General features: G+C 66.3%; 25 protein-coding genes. 13 read left to right on the forward strand and 12 right to left on the reverse strand.

Going from position 1 to position 20,608, the window contains the following annotated elements:
- Window positions 1-190: 190 nt before the first annotated feature.
- From ACP7AG_RS17960 to ACP7AG_RS17970, 3 genes are all read left to right on the forward strand, one after another.
- Entirely contained in the window at window positions 191-412 is a 222-nt protein-coding gene (locus tag ACP7AG_RS17960; protein ID WP_426013813.1) for a DUF2093 domain-containing protein, read from the forward strand.
- A gap of 107 nt (window positions 413-519) precedes the next feature.
- Entirely contained in the window at window positions 520-1,260 is a 741-nt protein-coding gene (locus ACP7AG_RS17965) for a M23 family metallopeptidase (RefSeq protein WP_426032505.1), read from the forward strand.
- Between the two features lie 97 nt (window positions 1,261-1,357).
- A complete protein-coding gene (locus ACP7AG_RS17970; RefSeq protein WP_426013817.1) occupies window positions 1,358-1,861 on the forward strand; it encodes a response regulator in 504 nt (167 codons plus the stop codon).
- 3 nt (window positions 1,862-1,864) lie between these two features.
- On the opposite strand, the gene ACP7AG_RS17975 is transcribed toward ACP7AG_RS17970, so the two are convergent.
- Complete coding sequence (locus ACP7AG_RS17975) at window positions 1,865-2,791, reverse strand: lysophospholipid acyltransferase family protein (RefSeq protein ID WP_426013819.1); 927 nt, start codon at window positions 2,789-2,791, stop codon at window positions 1,865-1,867.
- A gap of 145 nt (window positions 2,792-2,936) precedes the next feature.
- On the opposite strand from ACP7AG_RS17975, the gene ACP7AG_RS17980 reads away from it, so the two are divergent.
- Both ACP7AG_RS17980 and hisN read left to right on the forward strand, forming a co-directional pair.
- Complete coding sequence (locus ACP7AG_RS17980; RefSeq protein WP_426013821.1) at window positions 2,937-3,320, forward strand: helix-turn-helix domain-containing protein; 384 nt, start codon at window positions 2,937-2,939, stop codon at window positions 3,318-3,320.
- Window positions 3,321-3,472: 152 nt separating this feature from the next.
- On the forward strand, window positions 3,473-4,309 hold the full coding sequence (hisN, locus tag ACP7AG_RS17985; protein ID WP_426013822.1) for a histidinol-phosphatase: 837 nt from the start codon (window positions 3,473-3,475) through the stop codon (window positions 4,307-4,309).
- A gap of 16 nt (window positions 4,310-4,325) precedes the next feature.
- On the opposite strand, the gene ACP7AG_RS17990 is transcribed toward hisN, so the two are convergent.
- The 5 genes from ACP7AG_RS17990 to ACP7AG_RS18010 all read right to left on the reverse strand — a co-directional run bounded on the left by ACP7AG_RS17990 (window position 4,326) and on the right by ACP7AG_RS18010 (window position 8,187).
- A complete protein-coding gene (locus ACP7AG_RS17990; RefSeq protein ID WP_426032507.1) occupies window positions 4,326-5,273 on the reverse strand; it encodes an alpha/beta fold hydrolase in 948 nt (315 codons plus the stop codon).
- A gap of 3 nt (window positions 5,274-5,276) precedes the next feature.
- On the reverse strand, window positions 5,277-5,585 hold the full coding sequence (locus tag ACP7AG_RS17995) for an SCP2 sterol-binding domain-containing protein (RefSeq protein ID WP_426013826.1): 309 nt from the start codon (window positions 5,583-5,585) through the stop codon (window positions 5,277-5,279).
- Between the two features lie 94 nt (window positions 5,586-5,679).
- On the reverse strand, window positions 5,680-6,357 hold the full coding sequence (locus tag ACP7AG_RS18000) for a DUF2987 domain-containing protein (protein WP_426032509.1): 678 nt from the start codon (window positions 6,355-6,357) through the stop codon (window positions 5,680-5,682).
- Complete coding sequence (locus ACP7AG_RS18005) at window positions 6,354-7,250, reverse strand: class I SAM-dependent methyltransferase (protein WP_426032511.1); 897 nt, start codon at window positions 7,248-7,250, stop codon at window positions 6,354-6,356. Before ACP7AG_RS18005 ends, ACP7AG_RS18000 begins: the two co-directional genes overlap by 4 nt.
- 85 nt (window positions 7,251-7,335) lie before the next feature.
- Entirely contained in the window at window positions 7,336-8,187 is an 852-nt protein-coding gene (locus ACP7AG_RS18010; protein WP_426032513.1) for a class I SAM-dependent methyltransferase, read from the reverse strand.
- 229 nt (window positions 8,188-8,416) lie between these two features.
- On the opposite strand from ACP7AG_RS18010, the gene ACP7AG_RS18015 reads away from it, so the two are divergent.
- Window positions 8,417-8,884: an Hsp20 family protein gene (locus ACP7AG_RS18015; protein ID WP_426013831.1), complete on the forward strand. Its 468-nt coding sequence runs from the start codon at window positions 8,417-8,419 to the stop codon at window positions 8,882-8,884.
- Between the two features lie 135 nt (window positions 8,885-9,019).
- Here ACP7AG_RS18015 and ACP7AG_RS18020 read toward each other — a convergent pair whose 3' ends face one another.
- From ACP7AG_RS18020 to gpmA, 3 genes are all read right to left on the reverse strand, one after another.
- A complete protein-coding gene (locus tag ACP7AG_RS18020; protein WP_426032515.1) occupies window positions 9,020-10,282 on the reverse strand; it encodes a pentapeptide repeat-containing protein in 1,263 nt (420 codons plus the stop codon).
- Window positions 10,283-10,386: 104 nt separating this feature from the next.
- Window positions 10,387-11,646 carry a pentapeptide repeat-containing protein gene (locus tag ACP7AG_RS18025; protein WP_426032517.1) on the reverse strand — a complete coding sequence of 420 codons (1,260 nt, stop codon included), beginning with the start codon at window positions 11,644-11,646 and terminating at the stop codon, window positions 10,387-10,389.
- A 123-nt stretch (window positions 11,647-11,769) separates the two neighbouring features.
- Window positions 11,770-12,483 (reverse strand): 2,3-diphosphoglycerate-dependent phosphoglycerate mutase, encoded by a 714-nt coding sequence (gpmA, locus tag ACP7AG_RS18030; RefSeq protein ID WP_426013837.1) that lies wholly within the window; start codon window positions 12,481-12,483, stop codon window positions 11,770-11,772.
- Between the two features lie 120 nt (window positions 12,484-12,603).
- Between gpmA and ACP7AG_RS18035 the strand changes: the two genes are divergently transcribed.
- From ACP7AG_RS18035 to ACP7AG_RS18050, 4 genes are all read left to right on the forward strand, one after another.
- Complete coding sequence (locus tag ACP7AG_RS18035; RefSeq protein ID WP_426013839.1) at window positions 12,604-12,837, forward strand: hypothetical protein; 234 nt, start codon at window positions 12,604-12,606, stop codon at window positions 12,835-12,837.
- Window positions 12,834-13,790, forward strand: a complete 957-nt coding sequence (locus ACP7AG_RS18040) for a KpsF/GutQ family sugar-phosphate isomerase (protein WP_426032519.1) — start codon at window positions 12,834-12,836, stop codon at window positions 13,788-13,790. The genes ACP7AG_RS18035 and ACP7AG_RS18040 overlap by 4 nt, the downstream gene beginning before the upstream one ends.
- Before the next feature lie 67 nt (window positions 13,791-13,857).
- Window positions 13,858-15,354: a phosphomannomutase/phosphoglucomutase gene (locus tag ACP7AG_RS18045; RefSeq protein WP_426013842.1), complete on the forward strand. Its 1,497-nt coding sequence runs from the start codon at window positions 13,858-13,860 to the stop codon at window positions 15,352-15,354.
- Window positions 15,355-16,121: 767 nt separating this feature from the next.
- The gene (locus tag ACP7AG_RS18050; RefSeq protein ID WP_426013843.1) at window positions 16,122-16,754 is read left to right on the forward strand and encodes a hypothetical protein; all 633 of its coding nucleotides are present in this window, start codon (window positions 16,122-16,124) and stop codon (window positions 16,752-16,754) included.
- Here ACP7AG_RS18050 and ACP7AG_RS18055 read toward each other — a convergent pair.
- From ACP7AG_RS18055 to ACP7AG_RS18065, 3 genes are all read right to left on the reverse strand, one after another.
- Window positions 16,751-17,125, reverse strand: coding sequence for a response regulator (locus ACP7AG_RS18055; RefSeq protein WP_426013845.1), 375 nt, complete (start codon window positions 17,123-17,125; stop codon window positions 16,751-16,753). The two genes, ACP7AG_RS18050 and ACP7AG_RS18055, sit on opposite strands and share 4 nt — an antisense overlap.
- Window positions 17,126-17,178: 53 nt before the next feature.
- Entirely contained in the window at window positions 17,179-17,808 is a 630-nt protein-coding gene (gene upp / locus ACP7AG_RS18060) for a uracil phosphoribosyltransferase (protein ID WP_426032521.1), read from the reverse strand.
- Between the two features lie 81 nt (window positions 17,809-17,889).
- Entirely contained in the window at window positions 17,890-18,513 is a 624-nt protein-coding gene (locus ACP7AG_RS18065; protein WP_426032523.1) for a TetR/AcrR family transcriptional regulator, read from the reverse strand.
- Between the two features lie 108 nt (window positions 18,514-18,621).
- On the opposite strand from ACP7AG_RS18065, the gene ACP7AG_RS18070 reads away from it, so the two are divergent.
- The 3 genes from ACP7AG_RS18070 to ACP7AG_RS18080 all read left to right on the forward strand — a co-directional run bounded on the left by ACP7AG_RS18070 (window position 18,622) and on the right by ACP7AG_RS18080 (window position 20,601).
- A complete protein-coding gene (locus tag ACP7AG_RS18070; protein ID WP_426032525.1) occupies window positions 18,622-19,179 on the forward strand; it encodes a TolC family protein in 558 nt (185 codons plus the stop codon).
- A gap of 33 nt (window positions 19,180-19,212) precedes the next feature.
- Window positions 19,213-19,767: a hypothetical protein gene (locus ACP7AG_RS18075; RefSeq protein WP_426032527.1), complete on the forward strand. Its 555-nt coding sequence runs from the start codon at window positions 19,213-19,215 to the stop codon at window positions 19,765-19,767.
- 63 nt (window positions 19,768-19,830) lie between these two features.
- A complete protein-coding gene (locus tag ACP7AG_RS18080; protein ID WP_426032529.1) occupies window positions 19,831-20,601 on the forward strand; it encodes a FadR/GntR family transcriptional regulator in 771 nt (256 codons plus the stop codon).
- Window positions 20,602-20,608: the final 7 nt, after the last annotated feature.

Below are 20,608 nucleotides of genomic sequence, written 5' to 3' on the forward strand. Positions count from 1 at the left end.
GGACGACATCCTGTGGCTCAACAGGCTCCACAACCACACGCCTCGAAAGTGCCTGGGCTTCCAGACACCCGCCGAGGTCTACGCCCTGTTGCACTTCAAGTGTGAATCCACATCCCGGCCTTCGCCGGGATGAGCGGATGATGAGTGAGCCCACCTATTCCCCCGCCCCCAATTGTCGTAAAAGACCTTGATGAACACGTTCGATCCCAATCTCGGCAAATCCGGCGGCCCGGCCACGCTGCACTACGGCGACGGCGAGTTCGCCGTCATGAGCCCCGGCCACTACGTGCTGTGCGCCGTTACCGGCGCGAAGGTGGCGCTGGAAAACCTGCGTTACTGGAGCCCCGAGTTGCAGGAAGCCTATGCCGGCCCGACCGAAGCCCTGAAGCGCTGGCAGGAGAGCCGAGGCTGAACCGGCGACGCTCGCTTCTTGGCCTGACCACCGGCCTGGCCGGGGCGCTTCTTCAGGGGTCCATCGCCCGCGCCGCGGCGCCGGGCCTGACGCTGTCGGGAAAGTTCGTGCAGGGCGGCTTCGTGGTGGGTCGCACCGCACCGCGCGCCCAGGTGCTGCTCAACGGCGAGCCCGCCACCCAAGCTTCGGCGGCCGGCTGGTTCGTGATCGGCTTCGGCCGCGACGCGCCGCCGCCGGCCCTGATCACCGTCGAGACCGCCGACGGCGCCGCCAGCCACCAGACGACCATCGCCCCGGGCGACTTCGACATCCAGCGCATCGACGGCCTGGCCGGCGACCAGGTCTCGCCCAGCGACCCTGCGTTGCTGACCCGCATCGCCGCCGAGAACGCTCGCAAGGGCGCCGGCTTCGCCAGCAGGATCGACGGCGACTTCTTCCGCACCGGCTTCATCATGCCGCTCCAGGCCATCCGGCGCTCGGCGCGGTTCGGCGGGCAGAGGATTCTGAACGGCGAGGCCAAGCGCCCGCATTACGGCGTCGACTTTGCGGCCCCGGTCGGCGCGCCCGTGGTGGCCCCCGCCGCCGGCGTGGTCAGCTTCGCCGAGACCGGCCTACACTATGAGGGCGGGCTGATCCTGATCGACCACGGCCAAGGCCTGATCACCGCCTACCTCCACCTGTCGCGCGTTGACGTGACTGCTGGCCAGACGCTCGCCCAAGGGCAACTCATCGGCGCCGTGGGCAAAGAAGGCCGCGCCACCGGTCCGCACCTTTGCTGGCGGATGCGTTGGCATGGCCAGAACCTGGATCCGTCGCTGATGGTCGGCCCCGCTCCGCCTCGCGTCTGAAGCGACTTTTGTTGCACGCCTGATATGTCGAGGATCGACATAGCGTCAACCTTGACGTATCCCACCCCTCTCGTTGACGCCTTGGAGGTCAGCCTGGATGTCTGCGGCGCTAGAGCAGCTGCGTTTCCTGCTGGTGGACGATAACCATCATATGCGAGCGATCGTTTCGACGATCCTCAAGGGCGTGGGTGTTCGACACGTGTACGAGGCGATGGATGGGGCCGAGGCCCTGCAGGTGGTCCGCGATCGCGAGGTCGACATCGCCATCGTCGATTTCAAGATGACGCCGCTGGACGGTGTGCAGTTTACCCAGCTTGTCCGTCAATCGCCCGACAGCGCCGACCCCTTCCTGCCGATCATCATGCTGACCGGTTTCGCCGAGCGGCACCGGGTGTTCGAGGCCCGCGACGCTGGAGTCACCGAGATCGTCGTCAAGCCGGTCACGGCCCGCTCGCTGCTGGACCGCATCAATACCGTGATCTTCAAGCCTCGGCCGTTCATCCGCACCGAGGACTATTTCGGCCCCTGCCGGCGGCGGCGTGACGATCCCGGCTACAAGGGACCGAAGCGGCGTGGCGCCGAGCGGGTGCTGGAGCTCTAGGGTCTAGTCGCCCCGAGCGGCCATCGCCGCATAGACCTCGTTGGGCCAGCGCCGATGGACCCAGAACCACTCGTGCGGCCGCTCGCGGATGCGCTCTTCCATGAAGGCGTTGACCAGCTTCACGCCGGCCTCGATGTCGGCGGTGCGATCGCCGGTATGGGGCAGGACGATCGGGTCATGGACCACGGCGCGGAATCGGGCGCCCTTGACCCGCTGCACCGACATCGGCTGCAGCACTGTGCCGAAGCGGATAGCGAGGCGCGAGGGTCCCGGCGCGGTGCGCGCCGGGTGACCGAAGAACGGGCTGTCGACGCCATTGTTGAACTTCTGATCGTTCATCAGGGCCACCGACTTGCCCCGCTTCATCCCCTCCAACAGCTCCCGAGCCCCGTCTCCCCCCTTGGGCGCAAAGAGCCGTACGCCGTAACGGAAGCGGCTGGCCTTGATGCGCTCGTCCACATAGGGATTGTTGGCGGCGCGATAGGTCATCTCGCAGATGACGCCGGAATCAACGATCGCCGCGGGCATCACTTCCCAGTTGGACAGATGGCCAGAAACGAAGACCACCGGGGTCTTTTCGGTGGCGATCTGAAAGAGACGTTCCTGATTGACCACTTCGACCCGCCCGGTCGAGGGCAGGATTTTGTCCATCAGCGGAAACTCGGCGAAGGTTCGGCCCAAGCCATCCCATTGAGCGCGCAGCATGGCCGCATGCCAGGCCGGGTCCTTGTCCGGGAAAGCCAGCTTCAGGTTGCGGACAGCCACCTTGTGGGCGCCGCTTAGCGGCCCGGCCGTGCGGCCCAGCCAACCGCCAAAGGCCGAGGCCGCATCGACGCCCAGCAGGCGCACCAGCCCGATGAAGAGGTCGAAACCGAGCGCTTCCGCGCGCCATAGGATGTCCTGGGCCCAAGGCCGACGCTTAACCGACATGAACTCTTAGTAGCCTGCTTTTTTGACAAGTGGGACTCGGCGTAGCGGCCACCCGGGGGCGCCATTCGCCCGGCACGCGACTTGCGGATGTCAACCCAGGCCGTGCCGTTTCGGGACGCTAGCGCAATCGGGGGCGTGAACTCCAATGGGTAACGATATCGACGTCTATCTGGGCAAGCGACTGCGCCGTCGGCGCCGTTTGCTGGGCCTGACGCAACAACAGCTGGCTGGCGCCGTCGGGGTGCGATTCCAGCAGATCCAGAAATACGAGTGCGGCGCCAACCGCATCTCGGCGGCGCGCCTCTGGCAGCTGTCCGAAGCGCTCGAAGTGCCCGTCGGCTATTTCTATGACGGGCTGTCAGATCAGGCTCGCCAGGAAACCGCCGCCGAGGCCGAGGGCGGCGAGATGTTCGCCCGCAAGGAGACGCTGGACCTGGTCCGCGCCTATTACCTGCTGGGCGAGCGTCCGCGACGTCGCCTGCTGGACCTGGCCAAGTCGCTGAATGGTGGCGAGGTCGCCGAGGCCTAGAGCATTTCCCGACCTGACTGCGTCAGGCTGTGAGCTCTAACCTTCTGTTTTGAAGCATTTTTCTTCACGCGAACCGGAACCACTTCGCTCGAAAAATACTCTAGCCGCGCTAATGGTGGCGTCGAGTCGAAGGGCGGGGTAATTCTCCGCCCATGACGCTCTCCGCCGACCGCCTCGCCCAGTTCGACGCCTTTGTCATCGACCTCAACCGCGCCTCTGCGGCGGCGATCCTGCCGCTGTTCCGGGCGGACCACGGGCTGGAGGACAAGGGCGCGGGCAAGAACCTGCCGCGCGACAGCCACGCCGCCTTCGATCCGGTCACGGAAGCTGATCGCGGCGCCGAGGCGGCGATTCGCGGGCTGATCGCCGAACGCTATCCAGACCACGGCGTGATCGGCGAGGAATATGGCGAGGATCGCCCGGACGCCGAGTTCGTCTGGGTGCTCGATCCCATCGACGGCACCCGCGCCTTTATCTCTGGCCTGCCGCTGTGGACCACCCTGATCGGCCTGCGCCATCAGGGCCGCCCGGTGCTGGGATCGATCGGCCAGCCCTATGTCGGCGAGCTATTCATCGGAAGCGCCGCCGGCTCGCGCCTGATGTCGCGCGGCGAGAGCCGGCCGATCCAGGTGCGGGAGTGCGCCAGGCTGACCGACGCTGTCATCGCCACCACCGATCCCGACGCCTGTTTCGACGGGGCCGAGCGCGGCGCCTGGCTGCAGGTGCGCGCCACCGCCAAGCTGGCCCGTCTGGGCTGCGACGCCTACGCCTACGCCATGGTCGCCATGGGCAAGATGGACATGGTGATCGAGGCCGGCCTGCAGTCCTGGGACATCGAGGCGGCGATCCCGGTGATCGCAGGCGCTGGTGGCGTCGTCACCGACTGGCGCGGCAAGCCGATCGGGCAGAACGGCGGTCAGATGGTGATCGCGGGTGATCGGCGGTGCCTGGATGAGGCGCTGGTGGCGCTCGGGCGGTCGGCGAAGTAGGCCAATTTCTGCGGGTTTAGAGGATCTCGTCCGTCATCTCGTCGAACGCCGCCCAGAACAGCGCCCGGCGCTCGTCGGTCTCGATCAGGATCTCGTGGAAGGCGTCTTCGATCTCGATATAGCGACCGTTGGGGATACGAGCGGCGATGGCTTTCTCGTCCGCCACAAGCACGCGGCTGTCCTGCCCCGCCCCGACGATCGTGACCGGGATAGTGATGGCCTCGACACCCTTGCTCCGCCTCAACCAAGCGCAAGCGGCGAAGGCGAAGTCGCTCCAGCCCCAGGTGATGCCGCCTAGCGCCAAGTCGCGGTTGGCGTGGACCTGGGCCTGGAAGCGGACGTAGCGGGCCGGATCGTGGGTCAGGGCGTCGTTGGCGAAGGTGTGGGCGAACGGGTCGCCCTTGTCGCCCAGCACATAGTCGCCCGCCAGGCCGGAGCGAGCCATGGTCCAGGCCAAGGCGCGGGCGGCACGGGCCGGCTTGCCGCCGGTGTTCAGCCCCAGCATGGGCGCCGACAGCACTGCGGCGGAAAACCGCGTCTCGCCTTGGGCCAGCATCAGCACCGTCAGGCAACCGCCCATCGAATGGCCCAAGGCGATCCACGGCTTGGGAAGGCGCGCCTCGAAGGCGGCCAGCAGGGCCTGGTAGTCCGAGATGAAATCCTTGAAACCGGCCGCATGACCCTTCAGCCGATCGGGCAGCGCGCGGTGTGACAGCCCCTGCCCGCGCCAATCATGAACCAGCACCACGAAACCCCGGTCCAGCAGATCCTGGACGACCTCGAAATACTTCTCGATCGGTTCGCTGCGGCCAGGGCTTACGACCACCGAACCCCTCGGCGGACCTTCAGGCGAAAAGAAAGCGGCGCGGAGGGTCGCCCCATCCGCGCCGCTGAACCATTCGGCATTTCCGTGATCGGGGACGGGCGCCTCGGGAATCGAGACCAGAGGCGCCGCCCCGTCCATGGATCAGCGCATCTTCGCGAAGAGGGCCGCCATCTTCGACTGCAGAGCCATGGCCGTGCCCATATCGGACAGCTTCAGCTTGCCGGTCATCACCGCCATGGTCGGGTCGAGCGTGCCGGCGCCGATGGCCAGCAGGTCGTCCAGCGACAGGGTCATGGTCAGGTCGGCCGGCTTGTCTTCATTGGTAACCGAGCCGCCGTCGATATGGATGACGCCGGTATCCTTCAGGTCAAACTTCAAGCTCTTGCCCAGGCCGCTGTCGTCGCCAACAGCGCCTTTGATACGATCGGTAATTTCCTGCAACGTGGCCATGAGCGCGTCTCCCTCTTTGTGGCGCGTGAATTCTGCGGCGGCAGACTGGCCGCTGGATCGCGGCGAGTAAACACTGTTCAGACTCGGCCGCCGCTTATTTCTTCTTGTCGTAATAGTCGATGACAGCCGGCGTTCTTCCGAGTCGCACCCGGGTCGCGCCCTTGAACGCGTTGGGCTCGAAAATCACCGCACCCGCCGAAGCTGGCAAGGGCTTGGTGCTTCCGTTAGGGAACACGGCCGTCCCCGACTCGGCTTTCAGGAAGGTCAGTCCCTCCATCTGCGGCGCCATCATCGCCATCGCTCCGGCGGCCTTGCGAATGGCGGCGTTGGACTCCGCGACGGTGGCGATGAGTTCGCGTGCATCATAGTCGGTCGCTGGCTTCAACACGGGATCTAGCTGCATGGCGACGCCGAACTTGTCACCGGCCGGGACGTCGAACGCGACCTGGGCCTTGGCCTGAAGTTGGGCCAAGGTCGGCGTGCGCTCGAACCGTCCCTCGTCGTCCATTGGCAGAGGCGTGCGCGCGCCGCTCGCCTCGACGAGAACAGCCTTGATCCCGGGGGCCGGCTTCCCATCGCGACGCAGGGCGTAGCTGACCTTCAGTCTCGCGCGCTCAGCGGCGGGGACTTTGAGGAAAGCCTCCAGGAACGAGAAAACCTTGGTGGCGGGAACCAGCTTCCCTGTCTCGGCCCGGGCGATGGACAACGGCGCGGTGGAGACCAAAATCAGGCCGATCAGGCTTGTGGCGCCGGCGCGGCGGGTCGAGATCATGGTTGCTCCGGTCTGATGAACTTCAGAGTCATGCGGTCGCTCTCACCGATCGCGTCGTATTTGGCGTGGTCAAAGCCGGGCTCGGTAGGCTCGCCGCGCGGGGCCGACAACCTGGTCGGCGGCAGGGTCCAGACACCGAACGGATGGTCCTTGGTATCCTTGGGATTGGCATTGATCTCGCTCTGATCGGCCAGGACGAAGCCGGCCTCCTTGGCCATCTCGACCACGTAGGCCTGTTGCACATAGCCGTCGGCGGCCAGCACGTCCTGCACGCGACCTGGCTCGCCGCGATGTTCCTCGATCCCCAGCACGCCGCCGGGCTTGAGGGCGGTGAAAGCGTCGCGGAAGGCCTTCTCGGTCAGGCTAGCGGCCATCCAGTTGTGCAGGTTGCGCAGGAACAGGATCAGATCCGCCGAACCGGCCGGGGCGACCGGACCGCTGGTCGGCCCAAAGGCGGTGATCACGACGTCGCCATAGACCTTGGGCTTGTCGGTCAGTTTGCGGCGATAGGCCTCGACAATCGCCTTGGCGGTTGGATCATCGGGTAGGTCGGTCTGCAGCGCGGCCGCATAGAGCTTGCCGCTCGTCGCGGCCAGGTAGGGCGCCAGGATATCGGTGTACCAGCCCGCGCCAGGCCAGAACTCGACCACGGTCTGCCCAGGCTTCAGGCCCCAGAACTCCAGGGTCTGGACGGGATGACGCCAGACATCGCGCGCCCTGTCGGCAGCCGAACGCCAATCGCCTTGGGCGGCGTCGCGCAGGCTCATCGGCGCGGCCTTGGCCGGCGGCTTGGCGTCCTCGGCGGCGCTAGGTTTGCGGCCGCAGCCGACCAGGCCCAGCGCGGCCGTTCCCGTGAGCAACGCCCGTCGTGACCAGAGACCACTCGAGTCCATGTTTCCCCCCCAAACCTTCAACGCCTCCGATCTTGCACCCGACCTTGGCGAAACGGCGGCCTGAAGAGGCCGCGAACGACCGTCGTCAGCCAGGTTTGCGGAAGCGTAGGGTCATGCGGTCGCTTTCACCGATGGCGTCGTACTTGCCGTGGTCGAATGCCGGGTCCGCAGGCTGACCGCCAGGCGCGCTCTGGTGGGCGGGCGGCAGGGTCCAGACGCCGAACGGATGGTCCTTGGTGTCCTTGGGGTTAGCGTTGATCTCGGATTTGGCGTCGGACTTGAACCCGGCCTTTTCCGCCAAGGCCACCACGGTGGCGGTGGCCAGATACCCATCCGCTCCCTTATCGGTCTCGGATTTCGGATCGGCTCGGTGATCCTCGACCGCCAGGATCCCGCCGGGCTTGAGCACCGCGAAGAAGTCGGCGAAGATCTTGTCGGCCACGCCAGGCTGGACGGTCCAGTTGTGGACATTGCGAGCGGTCAGGACCAGATCGGCCGAACCCGGCACGCCCAGCGGCCCGGCCGTGGGGCCGAAATTGGCGAACCGGACCCTGCCATACTTGTCCGGATCCATGAACCGCATCTCGAAGTTCGCGCGGCCTTTGCGCGCGCCGTCGGAGATCTTGGGATTGGACAGGTCGGCCACGCCAGCGATGTAGTTTCCGCCCGTGGTCTTGGCGTAGGGGGCCAGGATTTCGGTCCAATAGCCGCCACCGGGCGACACCTCGATCACGGTCTGATGGGGGTTCAGCCCCCAGAACACCAGGCTTTCATAAGGGTGGCGCGCGCCGTCGCGGGCGACGCTGGCGGCCGTGCGGTTGGGCGAAGCGATGGCGGCCTTCAGGGCGGGATCATCGACAGGGGCGGCGTGGGCCAAGACCGGCGCGGCGCAAAGGGCGACCGCGGCGGCCAGCAGGAGACGGCGGTGTAGGGGCATCGTCGGGCTCTCCGGTTAGGGGCGCGCCGACCTTAACCGTCACCGAACGGCGAGCAAGCGATTCACCCTCAAGGCCCTCATTCAACCCCTTGAAGTGGAAATTCGCCTCACCACCTTGGTCTCGAAGGCGCTGGATCCCCGGGCCTTCCGGACCGTCGGCGATGCCTATCCAGGGTCACCAAAGGTCTGAACTGACTGAACAACCTTGCTTTGAAAGAAGGATGTCACCATGCGTACCGTTGACCTTTCACCCTTGTACCGCTCCCTCGTCGGCTTCGACCGCCTGGCCGCCCAGTTGGACGCCGCCGCCTCGAACGAGGCCACCTCGGGCTATCCCCCCTACAACATCGAGCGCACCGACGAGAACGCGTATCGCATCGAGATCGCCGTGGCCGGCTTCAAGTCGGAAGAACTCGGCATCGAGGTGAAGGAAAATCTTCTGACCGTCACGGGCCGCAAGGCCGCCAATGACGAGGCCAAGCACTACCTTCATCGCGGTCTAGCCGCGCGCAACTTCGAGCGGCAATTCCAGTTGGCCGATTATGTGATCGTCACCGAAGCCGCGTTGTCGGATGGACTGCTGTCGATCTCGTTGAAGCGCGAACTGCCCGAGGCTCTCAAGCCGCGCACCATCGAGATCAAGTCGGCCTCGCCGTTGATCGAGGGCGACAAGATCGAAAGCGAGAAGGCAGCCTAACTCCACCTTCACGCGTTACCTGATTTCCCCTCTATGACTGTCAGGGCGGCGCTGCGAAGCGCCGCCCTTTTTCTGGGATCAGTTGAAGCGCATTTACGGGCGCCACGTACTCGCTCGCGCTGGTCTGACGCAGCCTCAGGCTGGTGCGAAGTCCAGGCCTTGGGCTTGGTCGAGGTCGCAGTCGCGGAAACTGGTCTTGGTCAGGCGCGCGCCGGTAAAATCCGCGCCGCGCAGATCTGCGTCGTCGAGGATCGCCTCGCTCAGATCAGCCGACTGGAACAGGGCGTAGCGCAAGCGCGCGGCGGTGAGCTTGGCCTGGGTCTTGCGCTCGGGTCCCAAGGGCAGAGGTGACAGGCAGGCCTGCCTCAGATCGGCCTTGGTCAGGTTGGCACCCGACAGCTTCGCGCCGCGCAGGTCGGCCCCCCGGAGGTTAGCGGTGCGCAGATCGGCGTTCTGCAGATTGGCGCCCTGTAGCTGGGCGCCGGAAAGATCGATGCCGACCATGCAAGCCCCAGCGGCGCTCATCGCCGTCAGGCGCAAGCCCTTGAGCCTGTCGCCCAGCGGACGCAGGTCTTCGCCATCGAGGCGGGCGGGGGCGCCTTCCTTGCCCCCAGTCTTGCACCAGGCCTGGTTGCCCAGGCAGCGCTGATAGATCTCGTCAGCTCGCGACATCGCCCGCTCGGTGGACGCCTCGAGGCAACCCTGCATGGCCGCCCCCGTCGTGCGGGCCAGAGACGTATCCACGCCGGTCATCACCGCGCCGGTGAAGTTGGCGCCCTCGAGGTTTGCACCCTTGACGTCAGCGCCGTCGAGGATGGCCCCGCTGAGATTGGCTTCCTTCAGATTGGCGCCCGACAGCTTGGCGCCGCGCAGCGAACAGTCGCTAAAGTCGGCCTTGAAGGCCGAGACGCCGGAAAATTGCGAACCGTCGAGGGTGGCGCCCGAGAAGTTGACCTCATCGACCTCGCCGTTGCGGGTCTCGTGGCGGGAGCTCTCCAGCCCCTTGCGGGGATGGGGAATGGCCACCTGGCCCTCACGAAAGTCGGCCTGGGTGAGGTCGGCCTGGGACAGGTTGGCGCCGCGCAGGCAGGCCCCGCGCAGGTCGGCGCGGATGAGGATCGCCTGGCGCAGATCGGCCATGCGCAGGTCGGCGCCAAACAGATTGGCGCGCTCGAGCTTGGTGCGCACCATCCGGCAGCCGTCGAGAATGGAAGCCGAGAAATCGGCGTCGGCGAGGTTACGGTAGGAAAGGTCCAGGCCCGACAGGTTCATGAAGCGCAGCGACGCGCGCTTGCCGCCCTGCTTGCCGGTGACGAACTTCTCGTGTGCAGCCACGATCATGTCCAGCTCGGCTTGGCTGATCCGCCGCCGTCCGGCCATGGTCTGCGCCGCCGTCATCAACCTCAACCTCTTGATACAACTTCAAAATATCGCCGATCAACGAGCGAAGGGTTAAGGCCCGCTCCCAATCATCGCTATTTGTCGAAAAACGACACTTGGCGCTATATGACGTCGTCAAGACCCCGTGCGCCCTGGCGAATGGCGCCGGTGAGGTTAACGTCCTTGAGTATTGCGTTGGTGAAATTGGCCCGCGAAAGATCGGCTCCGACCAGGCAGGCCTGCCGCAGATCGGCCCGCGCCAGGTCGGCATTGGTCAGCAATGCGCCGGTCAGGTCGCTGGGCAGAAGCCTGTCGCGGCCGATCAGCAACGGCCCAAGCTGGGCGTCACGCAGGTCCGAGCCCGTCAGCTTGGCCCCTTTCAGCCGCGCCCCGCGCAGATCGGCGCGACGAAGGTTGCAAGCTCTCAGGTCGGCGCCTTCCAGTTGCGCGCCCTGCATCTGCACGCTTTCCATGTCCAGGCCGTAGAACACCGCGCCCTTGGCCGACAGGGCCGTCAGGTTGAAACCGCGCACGGATTTCAGGTTGCGCAGGTCGGCCTTGTCGAACACCGACGGCTTGCCCTCGGCCCCACCGGTTTCGCACCAGCGGGCGTGGTCGGCGATCATCTGCTCGTAGGGCATGTCGGCGATGTCGGTGCCCGAGACCTTGTCGGTCAACGCGCCGTCGAGATTCGTATCGTTGATGTTCCATGACATCGTCTTGGCGCCCACCAGAACGGTGTTGCGCAGGTCGGCGCCGGTCAGGTTGGCGCCGGAAAGGTCGGCGCCCGCCAGGTTGGCCCCATTGAAATTGGCTTGCTTGAGGTTGGCGCGGATCAGCTTGGCGTCCTTGAGGATCGCGTCGCTGAAGTCGGCCTTGGTGGCGATGATGCCAGACAGGCGCGAACGTTCGAGGTTGGCGCCCGCCAGGATCGCGCCATGGGCCTGGGCTTCGCGCTGCACCGGTTCAATGACCCGGTAGCCTTCCTTGCGGTCGGCCGCAGCGATCTGGCCTTCACGCAGGTCGGCCTCGAACAGGTCGGCCCCGGTCAGGTTGGCGCCGCGCAGGCTGGAGCCGCGCAGGTCGCAGCGTCGCATCGAGGCGTCGGTCAAGTCGGAACCATGCAGATCGGCCCCGTAGAGACTGGCGTTGTCGAGCTTGGTGCGGCGAAAATCGCAGCCGACCAGAAGCGCCCCGGTGAAGTCGGCGTCGCACAGATTGCGGCCGGTGACCGACAGGCCCGAAAGATCATAGAAGGCGAACACGGCGCGCGCTCCGCCGAGCCGAGCCGACCATAGGCGGTCGTGCTTGGCGCAGATCAGATCCACTTCGTGTTGCGTCAGGCGCTGATGCTCTTGGCCTGCCGCGGGCGGGGCGTTCATGGGTGCTCTTGTCGTCTCCCCGAAGGGCTAAGCGACCAGCATGCGCGGTCCGGCATTAACGCTGCGTTTCCAACTGCTTCGGGACGCCAGGGTCAAGCTTGCCCAGGCGTCCCGAAGATAGCGTCATCCGATGGCCGGCAGAGGCTGAGCGCGCGACGTGTCCAGGTAGCGAGCGCCGGTCGGCTTGAGGTCGGCGTCCAGGTCAATCACCAGCGGATTGCCAGTCGGGATCTCGACATGGACGATCTCGCTGTCGGGCACGTTGAAGAGATGCTTGACGATGGCCCGCAGAGAATTGCCGTGGGCGGCGACCAGGATCGTCTCGCCGGCCTTCAGCTTGGGCGCGATCTCGGCTTCCCAATAGGGCAGGACGCGGACCAGGGTGGTCTTCAGGCTCTCGGTCGAGGGCAGGTCCTTGGCGGCATAGCGGCGGTCCTTGCTGAAGTCGTATTCGCCGCCAGGGGCCAGTTCCGGCGGCGGAATGTCATAGGAACGGCGCCAGATCGTGACCTGCTCTTCGCCGTGCTTCTCGGCCGTCTCGGCCTTGTTCAGTCCGGTGAGGCCGCCGTAGTGGCGCTCGTTCAGGCGCCAGTCCTTGGTGACCGGCACGAAGCTCTGGCCGGCCGCGTCCAGGGCCAGGTTGTTGGTACGGATCGCCCGGGTCTGGACCGAGGTATAGGCCTCGTCGATATCGATGCCGGCGGCCTTGATCAGCTCGCCGCCCTTGCGGGCCTGGGCCTCGCCCTCGGCGGTCAAATCAACGTCCACCCAGCCGGTGAAGCGGTTTTCGAGATTCCATTGGCTTTGGCCATGGCGGAGCAGGACGAGGACGGGCATCGGGCCTCCAGGATGTGTCGTAGGGCGGGCTAAGCCCCGCGGAACCTTGCGTCAAGCGCCACGCCCTTCTCTCGCCCCCCTCTCTCTGTCTAAAAAAATGGGGCGTGCTATAGGCAGGTCATGCCTGATCGCATCTTCATGCCCCTCATGGCGCTCATTGGCCTGGCCATGATCGCCCTCGCAATGATCCTGCCGCAGGGCTATGGCGACCGATCGCCCGGTCCATGGGGCGACGTGCCGTTGCAGCAAACGCCAGCGATGCGACAGAAAATCCAGCGCGAGAAGGACGCGGCCGTCCGGCAAGAGGCCGAAGCGACACGCGCCGCCAGCGTCGCCCCGCCGAGCCGCCCATGAGCGCCTTCGACGCCATTGTCGTCGGTCAGCGGGTCCTCAACGCCGAGGCCGAGGCGCTGAGTCAGTTATCCGAATCGCTCGGCGATTCGTTCGTCCGCGCCGTCGAGACCCTGTTCGACGCCAAGGGCCGTGTCGTCTGCACGGGTATCGGCAAGTCCGGTCACGTGGCCCGCAAGATCGCCGCCACCCTGGCCTCCACCGGCTCGCCGGCGATGTTCGTGCATGCCGCCGAGGCCAGCCATGGCGACCTGGGCATGATCGGTCAGGGCGACGTCGTGCTGGCCCTGTCGAAGTCGGGCGAGGCGCGTGAGCTGTCCGATAGCCTGGCCTACGCCAAGCGCTTCGCGATCCCGCTGATCGCCATCACCGCCATGGCCGACAGTCAGCTGGGCCGCGCCGCCGACATCCTGCTGCTGCTGCCCGATGCGCCGGAGGCCACCGCCGAGGTCAATGCCCCGACCACCTCGACCACACTGCAAATGGCTCTGGGCGACGCCCTGGCCGTCGCTTTGCTGGAACGTCGCGGCTTCACCGCCAGCGACTTCCGCGTCTTCCATCCGGGCGGCAAACTGGGCGCCATGCTGCGCACGGTCGGCGACCTGATGCACGATCACGACGAACTGCCGCTGACCCGCGAAGCCGCGCCGATGTCCGAAGCCCTGCTGATGATGAGCGAAAAGCGTTTCGGCGCTGTCGGCGTGGTCGCGCCCGACGGAACGCTCAGCGGACTGATCACCGATGGTGACCTGCGTCGCCACATGGATGGGCTGATGAGCCACACCGCCGGCGAGGTCATGACCCGCGCTCCCCTGACGATTGCCCCCGGCGCCCTGGCGGCCGAGGCCCTGAAGGTGATGAACGATCGACGCGTCACGGTGTTGTTCGTGGTCCACCAGAAACGCCCAGTCGGCATCCTGCATGTGCACGACCTTCTGCGCGCCGGCGTTATCTGAACGCGAACCTGCTATCCAACCACCGGCGACGCGGCTAAACGTAGCACTCCCTAATCGAGCGAGCCCGATGTTCTCAATCCCCCGCACCGATCTCGTCCCCAACACCGCCGCCTACGAGAACGAGCCCTTGGTCAAGGCGACGGGATTTCGCGAATACGACGCGCGCTGGCTGTTTGGGCCTGACATCAACCTGCTGGGCATCCAGGCGCTGGGCCTGGGCCTGGGGACCTATATCCAGGAGCTGGGCCTGTCGAAGATCGTGGTTGGCCACGACTTCCGCTCCTATTCGAGTTCGATCAAGAACGCCCTGATGCTGGGCCTGATCAGCGCCGGCTGCGAGGTTCACGACATTGGCCTGGCCCTGTCGCCTACCGCCTATTTCGCCCAGTTCGACCTGGACATTCCCTGCGTGGCCATGGTCACCGCCAGCCACAACGAAAACGGCTGGACCGGGGTAAAGATGGGCGCCCAACGCCCCCTGACCTTCGGCCCCGATGAGATGGGCCGGCTTCGCGACATCGTGCTGGGCGGCCAGTTCGTCGAGCGCGACGGCGGCAAGCTGATCCGCGTCGAGGGCGAGGCCGAGCGCTACATCGCCGACGTCGCCAAGCGCGCCCAGATCACCCGCCCCCTGAAGGTGGTCGCCGCTTGCGGTAACGGCACGGCCGGAGCCTTCGCCGTCGACGCCCTGCAGCGCATGGGCGTGTCCGAGGTCGTCGGCATGGACACCGAGCTCGACTACACCTTCCCGAAGTACAATCCGAACCCGGAAGATGTCGAGATGCTGCACTCGATGGCCGCGGCCGTTCGCGAGCACGGCGCCGACCTGGCCTTCGGCTTCGATGGCGACGGCGACCGCTGCGGGGTGGTCGATGACGAGGGCGAGGAGATCTTCGCCGACAAGATCGGCCTGATGCTGGCCCGCGACCTGGCGCCCCTGAATCCTGGCGCGATTTTCGTGGTCGATGTGAAGTCCACGGGTCTCTACGCCACCGACCCGGTCCTGGCGGCCCATGGCTGCAAGGTGATCTACTGGAAGACGGGTCACAGCTACATCAAGCGCAAGAGCGCCGAGCTGGGCGCCCTGGCCGGGTTCGAGAAGAGCGGCCACTTCTTTATGAACGGCGACCTCGGCTACGGCTACGACTGTGGCCTGACCGCGGCCGCCGCGATCCTTTCCATGCTCGATCGCAATCCCGGCCTGAAGCTCTCGGACATGCGCAAGGCCCTGCCGGTGGCCTTCACCTCCCTGACCATGAGCCCGCACTGCGGCGACGAGGTAAAGTACGGCGTCGTCGACGATGTGGTGAAGGAATACCAGGACCTGTTCGCGGCCGGCGGTTCGATCCTGGGCCGGAAGATCACCGAGGTCATCACCGTCAACGGCGTGCGCGTGCACCTGGAAGACGGCTCGTGGGTGCTGGTCCGCGCCTCGTCCAACAAGCCGGAGATCGTCGTGGTGGTCGAGAGCACACAGTCCGAGGACGACATGCGCGCCCTCTTCCGCCAAGAGGTAAAGCCTCGCCTGGGCGACCGCGTCGGCAAGTACAACCAGGAAATCTGAATCGCGCCCAAGGCCTCCCCCTGTGGAGAGGACCTGAACACGGTTTCGCCGCTTCAGGCGGACCGCCGCTGAAGGTTGGGAAGGGTGCGAAGCGCCCGGGCCTCGCCCGGAATAGCTTTGATTTTGAATACCGTTTCGACAAGGTCGGACGCTTCGCGCGGCCTTCAGACGGGAGCCATCGGCGCGCGGGGTCTTAACCCGCTTCCGAAGTGGGCCCCCGGCGGGCGGAAGGGCGGCTAACCCCTCCGGACCGTGCGGGCGATTTCAGCCCGCACCTGCCACGATCGCCGGTCCCTCGTCGCCAGGGCTTCGTCCCATGTTGCAGGGAACCTGACCTGGACGCCCGAGGCGTCACTGAAGACCACCGGCGAGCACTTCCCGCTCGCCCCCCCCTGAAAGCCGCTCGGTCGCCGGCCGGACGCCCTTCCCGTGCTTTCAGGTGGGACCATTATCAGAGGGTCTTGAACGCGCCAGGGTTTGTGACGCTGATTATTTTATAAGCCATTGAATTTACTGAGGTTGTAGAGGGGATTTTGTGGGGATCGAGCGCTGCCTATCCCCGCCAAGCTGCTGCGCCGCCAGGACGACCTGGGCCGGCTGAAGCCCGGCTCCATCGCCGACATCGTCGCGGTGACTGGGGATCCGACCAAGGACATCGCGGCGAGCCAGGCCGTGGTCTTTCGTGGTGAAGGACGGCATCGTGGGCTGCCGCCCCTAGGTCGCGAATCCGCTTGCGCGCTCCGGCCAAGACAGGCGATCTCGGCGACATGCGCAGACTGCTTATTCCGACCCTGGTGTCCGCCGCCCTGCTCGCCAGCTCCGCCTTGGCGGCCGATCCCGGCACGATGGAGCACAGGGACACGATGCGCGACGCGGTCGCCGCGCCGCTGGAGGACCTGAACCTCAAGCAGGCCCAGATCCCCGCCGTTCTGCAGCGCGCCGTCGCCAAGCCCTATGACATGGAGGGCCTGGAGCGTTGCGAAGGCATAGCCGGCGAGATCGGCCGGCTGGACGCGGCCCTGGGCCGCGATCTCGACGAAGCCCCACCGCCTGACGGGCGCTCGCGCGGCAAAAAGGTCGCCGACGCCGCCTGGGGCGCGGGCGTGGGCGAGGTGCGTCACACCACCCAGAACGTCCTGCCGTTCCGAGGCTGGATCCGCAAACTGACCGGCGCGGCTAAACATGACAGGGCCGTTCAGGCGGCGGTGCGGGCGGGCGGCGTGCGGCGCGGCTATTTGAAGGGCGTAGGCATGCAAATGAACTGCGCTCCACCGGCCGCGCCCAGTTGGTTCGTGCCCGCCCCGCCGCCCGAGTCCGCGGTCGCGCCTTCACCGATGGCGCGCGTCACCAGCTTCTGGGACGGCCTCGTGAACTGGTGGCGGAGTTGGTGGCCGTTCTAGACGGCCAGGGTCTCGCGCACCTTGGCGGCCAGTTGCTGGGCGCTGAAGGGTTTCATCACATAACCCGCCGCGCCTAGCTGCATGGCCTGGACGATGCGGTCCAGCCGGCCATCCCCCGTCAGCATCAGCACAGGCAGGCCCGCGCCATCGAGGGATTCCTTGACCGCCTTCAGGCCGTCCAGCCCGCTCTGGCCGGGCATGCGCACATCGAGCAGCAGCAGAGCCGGCGTCTCACGCGCCAGGGCCGGCAGCACCGCCGCCACCGAGCCAAAGGTGCGCACCGCCATGCCGTCGGCCTCCAGTCCGATCTGAATCAGTTCCAAGGTGACGGCGTCGTCGTCAACGACAAAAATCAAGGGCGCGACGGGCATGCGAAAGCCTTAACGCGCGACTCAGGCTGGCGGAAGCGACCTCCCGTCCAGGTTTAGCGGGTGCCGAAGGTTCGATCTCCGGCGTCACCCAGGCCCGGCACGATATAGCCGTGGTCATTGAGCTCGGCATCCACCGCCGCCGTCCAGATCGCGACGTCGGGATGGGCGGCGCGCAGGGCCTCAACGCCCTGGCGCGAGGCCACCAGGCAGACAAAGCGCAGATCGGTGACGCCGGACTTCTTGAGGAGGGCGACGGCGGCGATCGCCGTGTGGCCAGTGGCCAACATCGGATCGACGACGATGACCAGGCGGTCGGCGATATCCTCGGGCGTCTTGTAATAATACTCGACCGCCTCCAGCGAGGCCGGATCGCGGAACAGGCCGATGTGGGCCACGCGGGCCGAGGGCACCAGGTCGAGCATGCCCTCGGCCATGCCCAGGCCCGCGCGCAGAATCGGGGCGAAGACCAGCTTCTTGCCGGCGATTACCTCGGCGTCCGTGGGCGCGACGGGGGTCTCGATGCGCACGGTATGGGTCGCCAGTTCGCGGGTGACCTCGTAACATAGCAGGGTGGCGGTCTCGCGCATCAGGGCGCGGAACGTCTTGGTGGAGGTGTCCTTGTCGCGCATCTTGGTCAGCTTGTGCCGCACCAGCGGGTGGTCGACGATCGTGACGCCTGGCATGGCCGGCTAACCTCCTGGAACGCGTGTTCGGCGCTTCAAGTGCCGCCTTAAGCGCCGCGCGCCAAGCGGAAATCGCTCGCCTTAGCGTTCCCGTCCGTAGGCCGCGAGGAACACATCGACGGCGGGCAGCACCTCGCCGTCGATTTCCGCAGCGGTCGGCTCGGCCATGGCGTTACACAGGCGGGCCTTCATCAGGCGGTTCTGGCACAGGCCGATGAACTGCTGCGCGGCGTGGACGGGATCGGCCAGCTTCAACTGACCTGTATCGGCGGCCTTTTGGAGGATCGCGCCCAGCAGCAGTCCCCCGCTCTTGGGCCCGGTTTCGTAAAATGCCTGGCCGATCTCCGGCGTGCGCTCGGCCTCGGCGACGATCACCCGGAAATTGGCCATGCTGAAATCGCTCAGCACGATCGACAGATAGGTGCGGCCCGCCTTGGTCAGGGCGGCGCGGATGTCGTCGATCTCAGACGAGATCTCGAACATGGCGTCGCGTTGCCAGGCGCAGTGGCGTACGACATAGGCGGCGAACAACTGCTCCTTGTTCTTGAAGTAGTTGTAGAGCGTGCCCTTCGAGCCGCCCAGCCGCGCGGCGATCGTGGACATCGACGCGTTGGCGTAGCCCTCCTTCAGGAAGACGTCGCGAGCGACGTCGAGGATGGCCTCACGGCGGGCGTCTCGATTAAGGCGCGGCTTTGTGTCCTGCATCGTTCTTTTTCGATCAAGAGGGGTCGCCCCTCGATCCCGTCAAGCTTCGGGTTACATACAACCAGTTATATGACCGTACGGTACGGTCAATTCAAGCCGGCTACCCCCATGACCACGAATGCCCTGGACATGCTCTTCGCCTGCAGGAAGCCACGGTCTGGCGAGGTCGGCGTCACCGTCGCCATCCTGTTGGCGGCTCTGCTGACCAGCGCCTGCGCGACGATGCCGGCCCCGACCGCGGCTCGCCTGGCCCAGGCTCCTGACACCTACGCGACGGCCCAGACCCTCTCAGCGCCCGAGGGCGCCTGGCCTGGCGACAGCTGGTGGAAGGCCTATGGCGACCCCCAGCTGGACGGCTTGGTCGACGAGGCCCTGAACGGCTCGCCCACCCTCGCCCAGGCTCAAGCGCGACTGCGACGGGCGCAGGCCTTGGCCAATCAGGCCAGGGCCGCGCAGCTGCCCAGCCTCAGCGCCGCCGCCGGCGCCGAGCGGGCCAAGCAGAGTTACAACAACGGGATCCCCCCCGACTTCGTGCCTCAAGGCTATAATGACGACGGCCGCCTCAGCCTCGATTTCAGCTGGGAGTTGGACTTCTGGGGCAAGAACCGCGCGGCCGTCGCGCGGTTGGTCAGCACGGCCTGCTCGGCGATCAGCACGTTCTGGTAGGTCGAAAGGCCGCCCTCATAGCGCGCGCGGATCATGCAGAAGGTCGACGCCCGCTGGACCGCCACCCTGTCGATGGCCGCCTTTGCCCTGTCGTTCTACATGCGCTCGGGCTTCACGCCAGACGTCGACTTCAAGGCCCTGGTCTGGCCGATGCTGGTGCAGGGGGTGGCGATGAGCACCTTCTTCATCTCGATGGTCACCATCTCGCTCAATGGCGTGCCGCCCCAGCAACTGCCGTCGGCCTCGGGCCTGTCGAACTTCTCGCGGATCACCGCCGGCAGCTTCGCCGCCTCCCTGACCACCACGATCTGGGACCGCAGCGAAGCGGCGCACCAGACCCGTATCGCCGAAACCATGAGCTCCAACGATCCGGCCTGGCTGGCGGCGGTGGAGCACATGCAGGCGGTGGGCATGAGCCATGCCCAGGCGGTGGGCGCGGCCACCGGCCAGGTGGTCAACCAGGCCTATCTGCTGGCCACCCTCGACTTCTTCCGCGCCTCGGCCTGGCTGACAGTGCTGCTGATCCCCTGCATCTGGCTGACCAGGAAAGCCATGGAAAGCGGCGGCGCTCCGCCGCCTGCCGACTAGCCGCCCTACCCTTCCCTCTCGACGCCGCCTAAGATAGCCGCGTCGAGAGGGCCTCAAGACAACATGACGACGCCGACCGCCAATCCTTTGCGCCTCTACCAGCGCGTGGCCGCGTCGATCGGCCAGGCCATCGCCGACGGCCGCTACCTGCCCGGCCAGCGCCTGGCCTCCGAGCGCGACCTGGCCGAGGAGTTCGGCGTCAGCCGGCCCACCGTGCGCCGAGCGGTCATCGCCCTGGAGATGCGCGGCCAGTTGGAGGCCAAGCAGGGCTCGGGCGTCTATGTCCGCCAGCCCGGTCCGCAACCACCAATCCCGCGCGACCTCGATATCGGCGCCTTCGACCAGGCCGAGGCGCGCCGCCTGTTCGAGGGCGAGGCCGCCGCCTTGGCCGCCACGCTGATCACCGAGGAGGAACTGGTCTATCTCGAGACGCTTCTGGCCGAGATGAACAGCGAGGAATCGACCAAGGAACAGTCGGAACTGGCCGACCGCCAGTTCCACATCACCATCGCCCAGGCCACCCGCAACAGCGCGATCGTCCGCGTGGTCGAGAACACCTGGGACCTGCGTTACAAGTCGCGTCTGTGCATGCAGATGCTGGAAAAGGCCCGGCACGTGCGCAAGCGGCCGCTGAACGACGAGCATCAGGACATCATCGAGAGCCTTCGCACCCGCGACCCCAAGGCCGCCCGCGCCGCCATGCAGACCCACCTGGGCGGTTTGATCGAGAACCTGCTGCTGACCGCCGAGCTGGAAGCCATGGAACAAACCCGCGAGCGCCTGGCCAGCAAGCGCGAGGAAATCGCCCTGAGAGCCGCCAGCGCCGCCAAGTAGCCTCAGG

Source organism: Caulobacter sp. DWP3-1-3b2, assembly GCF_049896325.1.
In the GTDB taxonomy this organism is placed as follows: Bacteria; Pseudomonadota; Alphaproteobacteria; order Caulobacterales; family Caulobacteraceae; genus Caulobacter.

Bases quoted from the DNA above. Each gene is read 5' to 3' on its own strand.
- ACP7AG_RS17960 (WP_426013813.1), top strand. From the start codon at position 191: ATGAACACGTTCGATCCCAATCTCGGCAAATCCGGCGGCCCGGCCACG.
- ACP7AG_RS17970 (WP_426013817.1), top strand. From the start codon at position 1,358: ATGTCTGCGGCGCTAGAGCAGCTGCGTTTCCTGCTGGTGGACGATAAC.
- ACP7AG_RS17975 (WP_426013819.1), bottom strand. From the start codon at position 2,791: ATGTCGGTTAAGCGTCGGCCTTGGGCCCAGGACATCCTATGGCGCGCG.
- ACP7AG_RS17980 (WP_426013821.1), top strand. From the start codon at position 2,937: ATGGGTAACGATATCGACGTCTATCTGGGCAAGCGACTGCGCCGTCGG.
- hisN (WP_426013822.1), top strand. From the start codon at position 3,473: ATGACGCTCTCCGCCGACCGCCTCGCCCAGTTCGACGCCTTTGTCATC.
- ACP7AG_RS17990 (WP_426032507.1), bottom strand. From the start codon at position 5,273: ATGGACGGGGCGGCGCCTCTGGTCTCGATTCCCGAGGCGCCCGTCCCC.
- ACP7AG_RS17995 (WP_426013826.1), bottom strand. From the start codon at position 5,585: ATGGCCACGTTGCAGGAAATTACCGATCGTATCAAAGGCGCTGTTGGC.
- ACP7AG_RS18000 (WP_426032509.1), bottom strand. From the start codon at position 6,357: ATGATCTCGACCCGCCGCGCCGGCGCCACAAGCCTGATCGGCCTGATT.
- ACP7AG_RS18005 (WP_426032511.1), bottom strand. From the start codon at position 7,250: ATGGACTCGAGTGGTCTCTGGTCACGACGGGCGTTGCTCACGGGAACG.
- ACP7AG_RS18010 (WP_426032513.1), bottom strand. From the start codon at position 8,187: ATGCCCCTACACCGCCGTCTCCTGCTGGCCGCCGCGGTCGCCCTTTGC.
- ACP7AG_RS18015 (WP_426013831.1), top strand. From the start codon at position 8,417: ATGCGTACCGTTGACCTTTCACCCTTGTACCGCTCCCTCGTCGGCTTC.
- ACP7AG_RS18020 (WP_426032515.1), bottom strand. From the start codon at position 10,282: ATGACGGCGGCGCAGACCATGGCCGGACGGCGGCGGATCAGCCAAGCC.
- ACP7AG_RS18025 (WP_426032517.1), bottom strand. From the start codon at position 11,646: ATGAACGCCCCGCCCGCGGCAGGCCAAGAGCATCAGCGCCTGACGCAA.
- gpmA (WP_426013837.1), bottom strand. From the start codon at position 12,483: ATGCCCGTCCTCGTCCTGCTCCGCCATGGCCAAAGCCAATGGAATCTC.
- ACP7AG_RS18035 (WP_426013839.1), top strand. From the start codon at position 12,604: ATGCCTGATCGCATCTTCATGCCCCTCATGGCGCTCATTGGCCTGGCC.
- ACP7AG_RS18040 (WP_426032519.1), top strand. From the start codon at position 12,834: ATGAGCGCCTTCGACGCCATTGTCGTCGGTCAGCGGGTCCTCAACGCC.
- ACP7AG_RS18045 (WP_426013842.1), top strand. From the start codon at position 13,858: ATGTTCTCAATCCCCCGCACCGATCTCGTCCCCAACACCGCCGCCTAC.
- ACP7AG_RS18050 (WP_426013843.1), top strand. From the start codon at position 16,122: ATGCGCAGACTGCTTATTCCGACCCTGGTGTCCGCCGCCCTGCTCGCC.
- ACP7AG_RS18055 (WP_426013845.1), bottom strand. From the start codon at position 17,125: ATGCCCGTCGCGCCCTTGATTTTTGTCGTTGACGACGACGCCGTCACC.
- upp (WP_426032521.1), bottom strand. From the start codon at position 17,808: ATGCCAGGCGTCACGATCGTCGACCACCCGCTGGTGCGGCACAAGCTG.
- ACP7AG_RS18065 (WP_426032523.1), bottom strand. From the start codon at position 18,513: ATGCAGGACACAAAGCCGCGCCTTAATCGAGACGCCCGCCGTGAGGCC.
- ACP7AG_RS18070 (WP_426032525.1), top strand. From the start codon at position 18,622: ATGACCACGAATGCCCTGGACATGCTCTTCGCCTGCAGGAAGCCACGG.
- ACP7AG_RS18075 (WP_426032527.1), top strand. From the start codon at position 19,213: ATGCAGAAGGTCGACGCCCGCTGGACCGCCACCCTGTCGATGGCCGCC.
- ACP7AG_RS18080 (WP_426032529.1), top strand. From the start codon at position 19,831: ATGACGACGCCGACCGCCAATCCTTTGCGCCTCTACCAGCGCGTGGCC.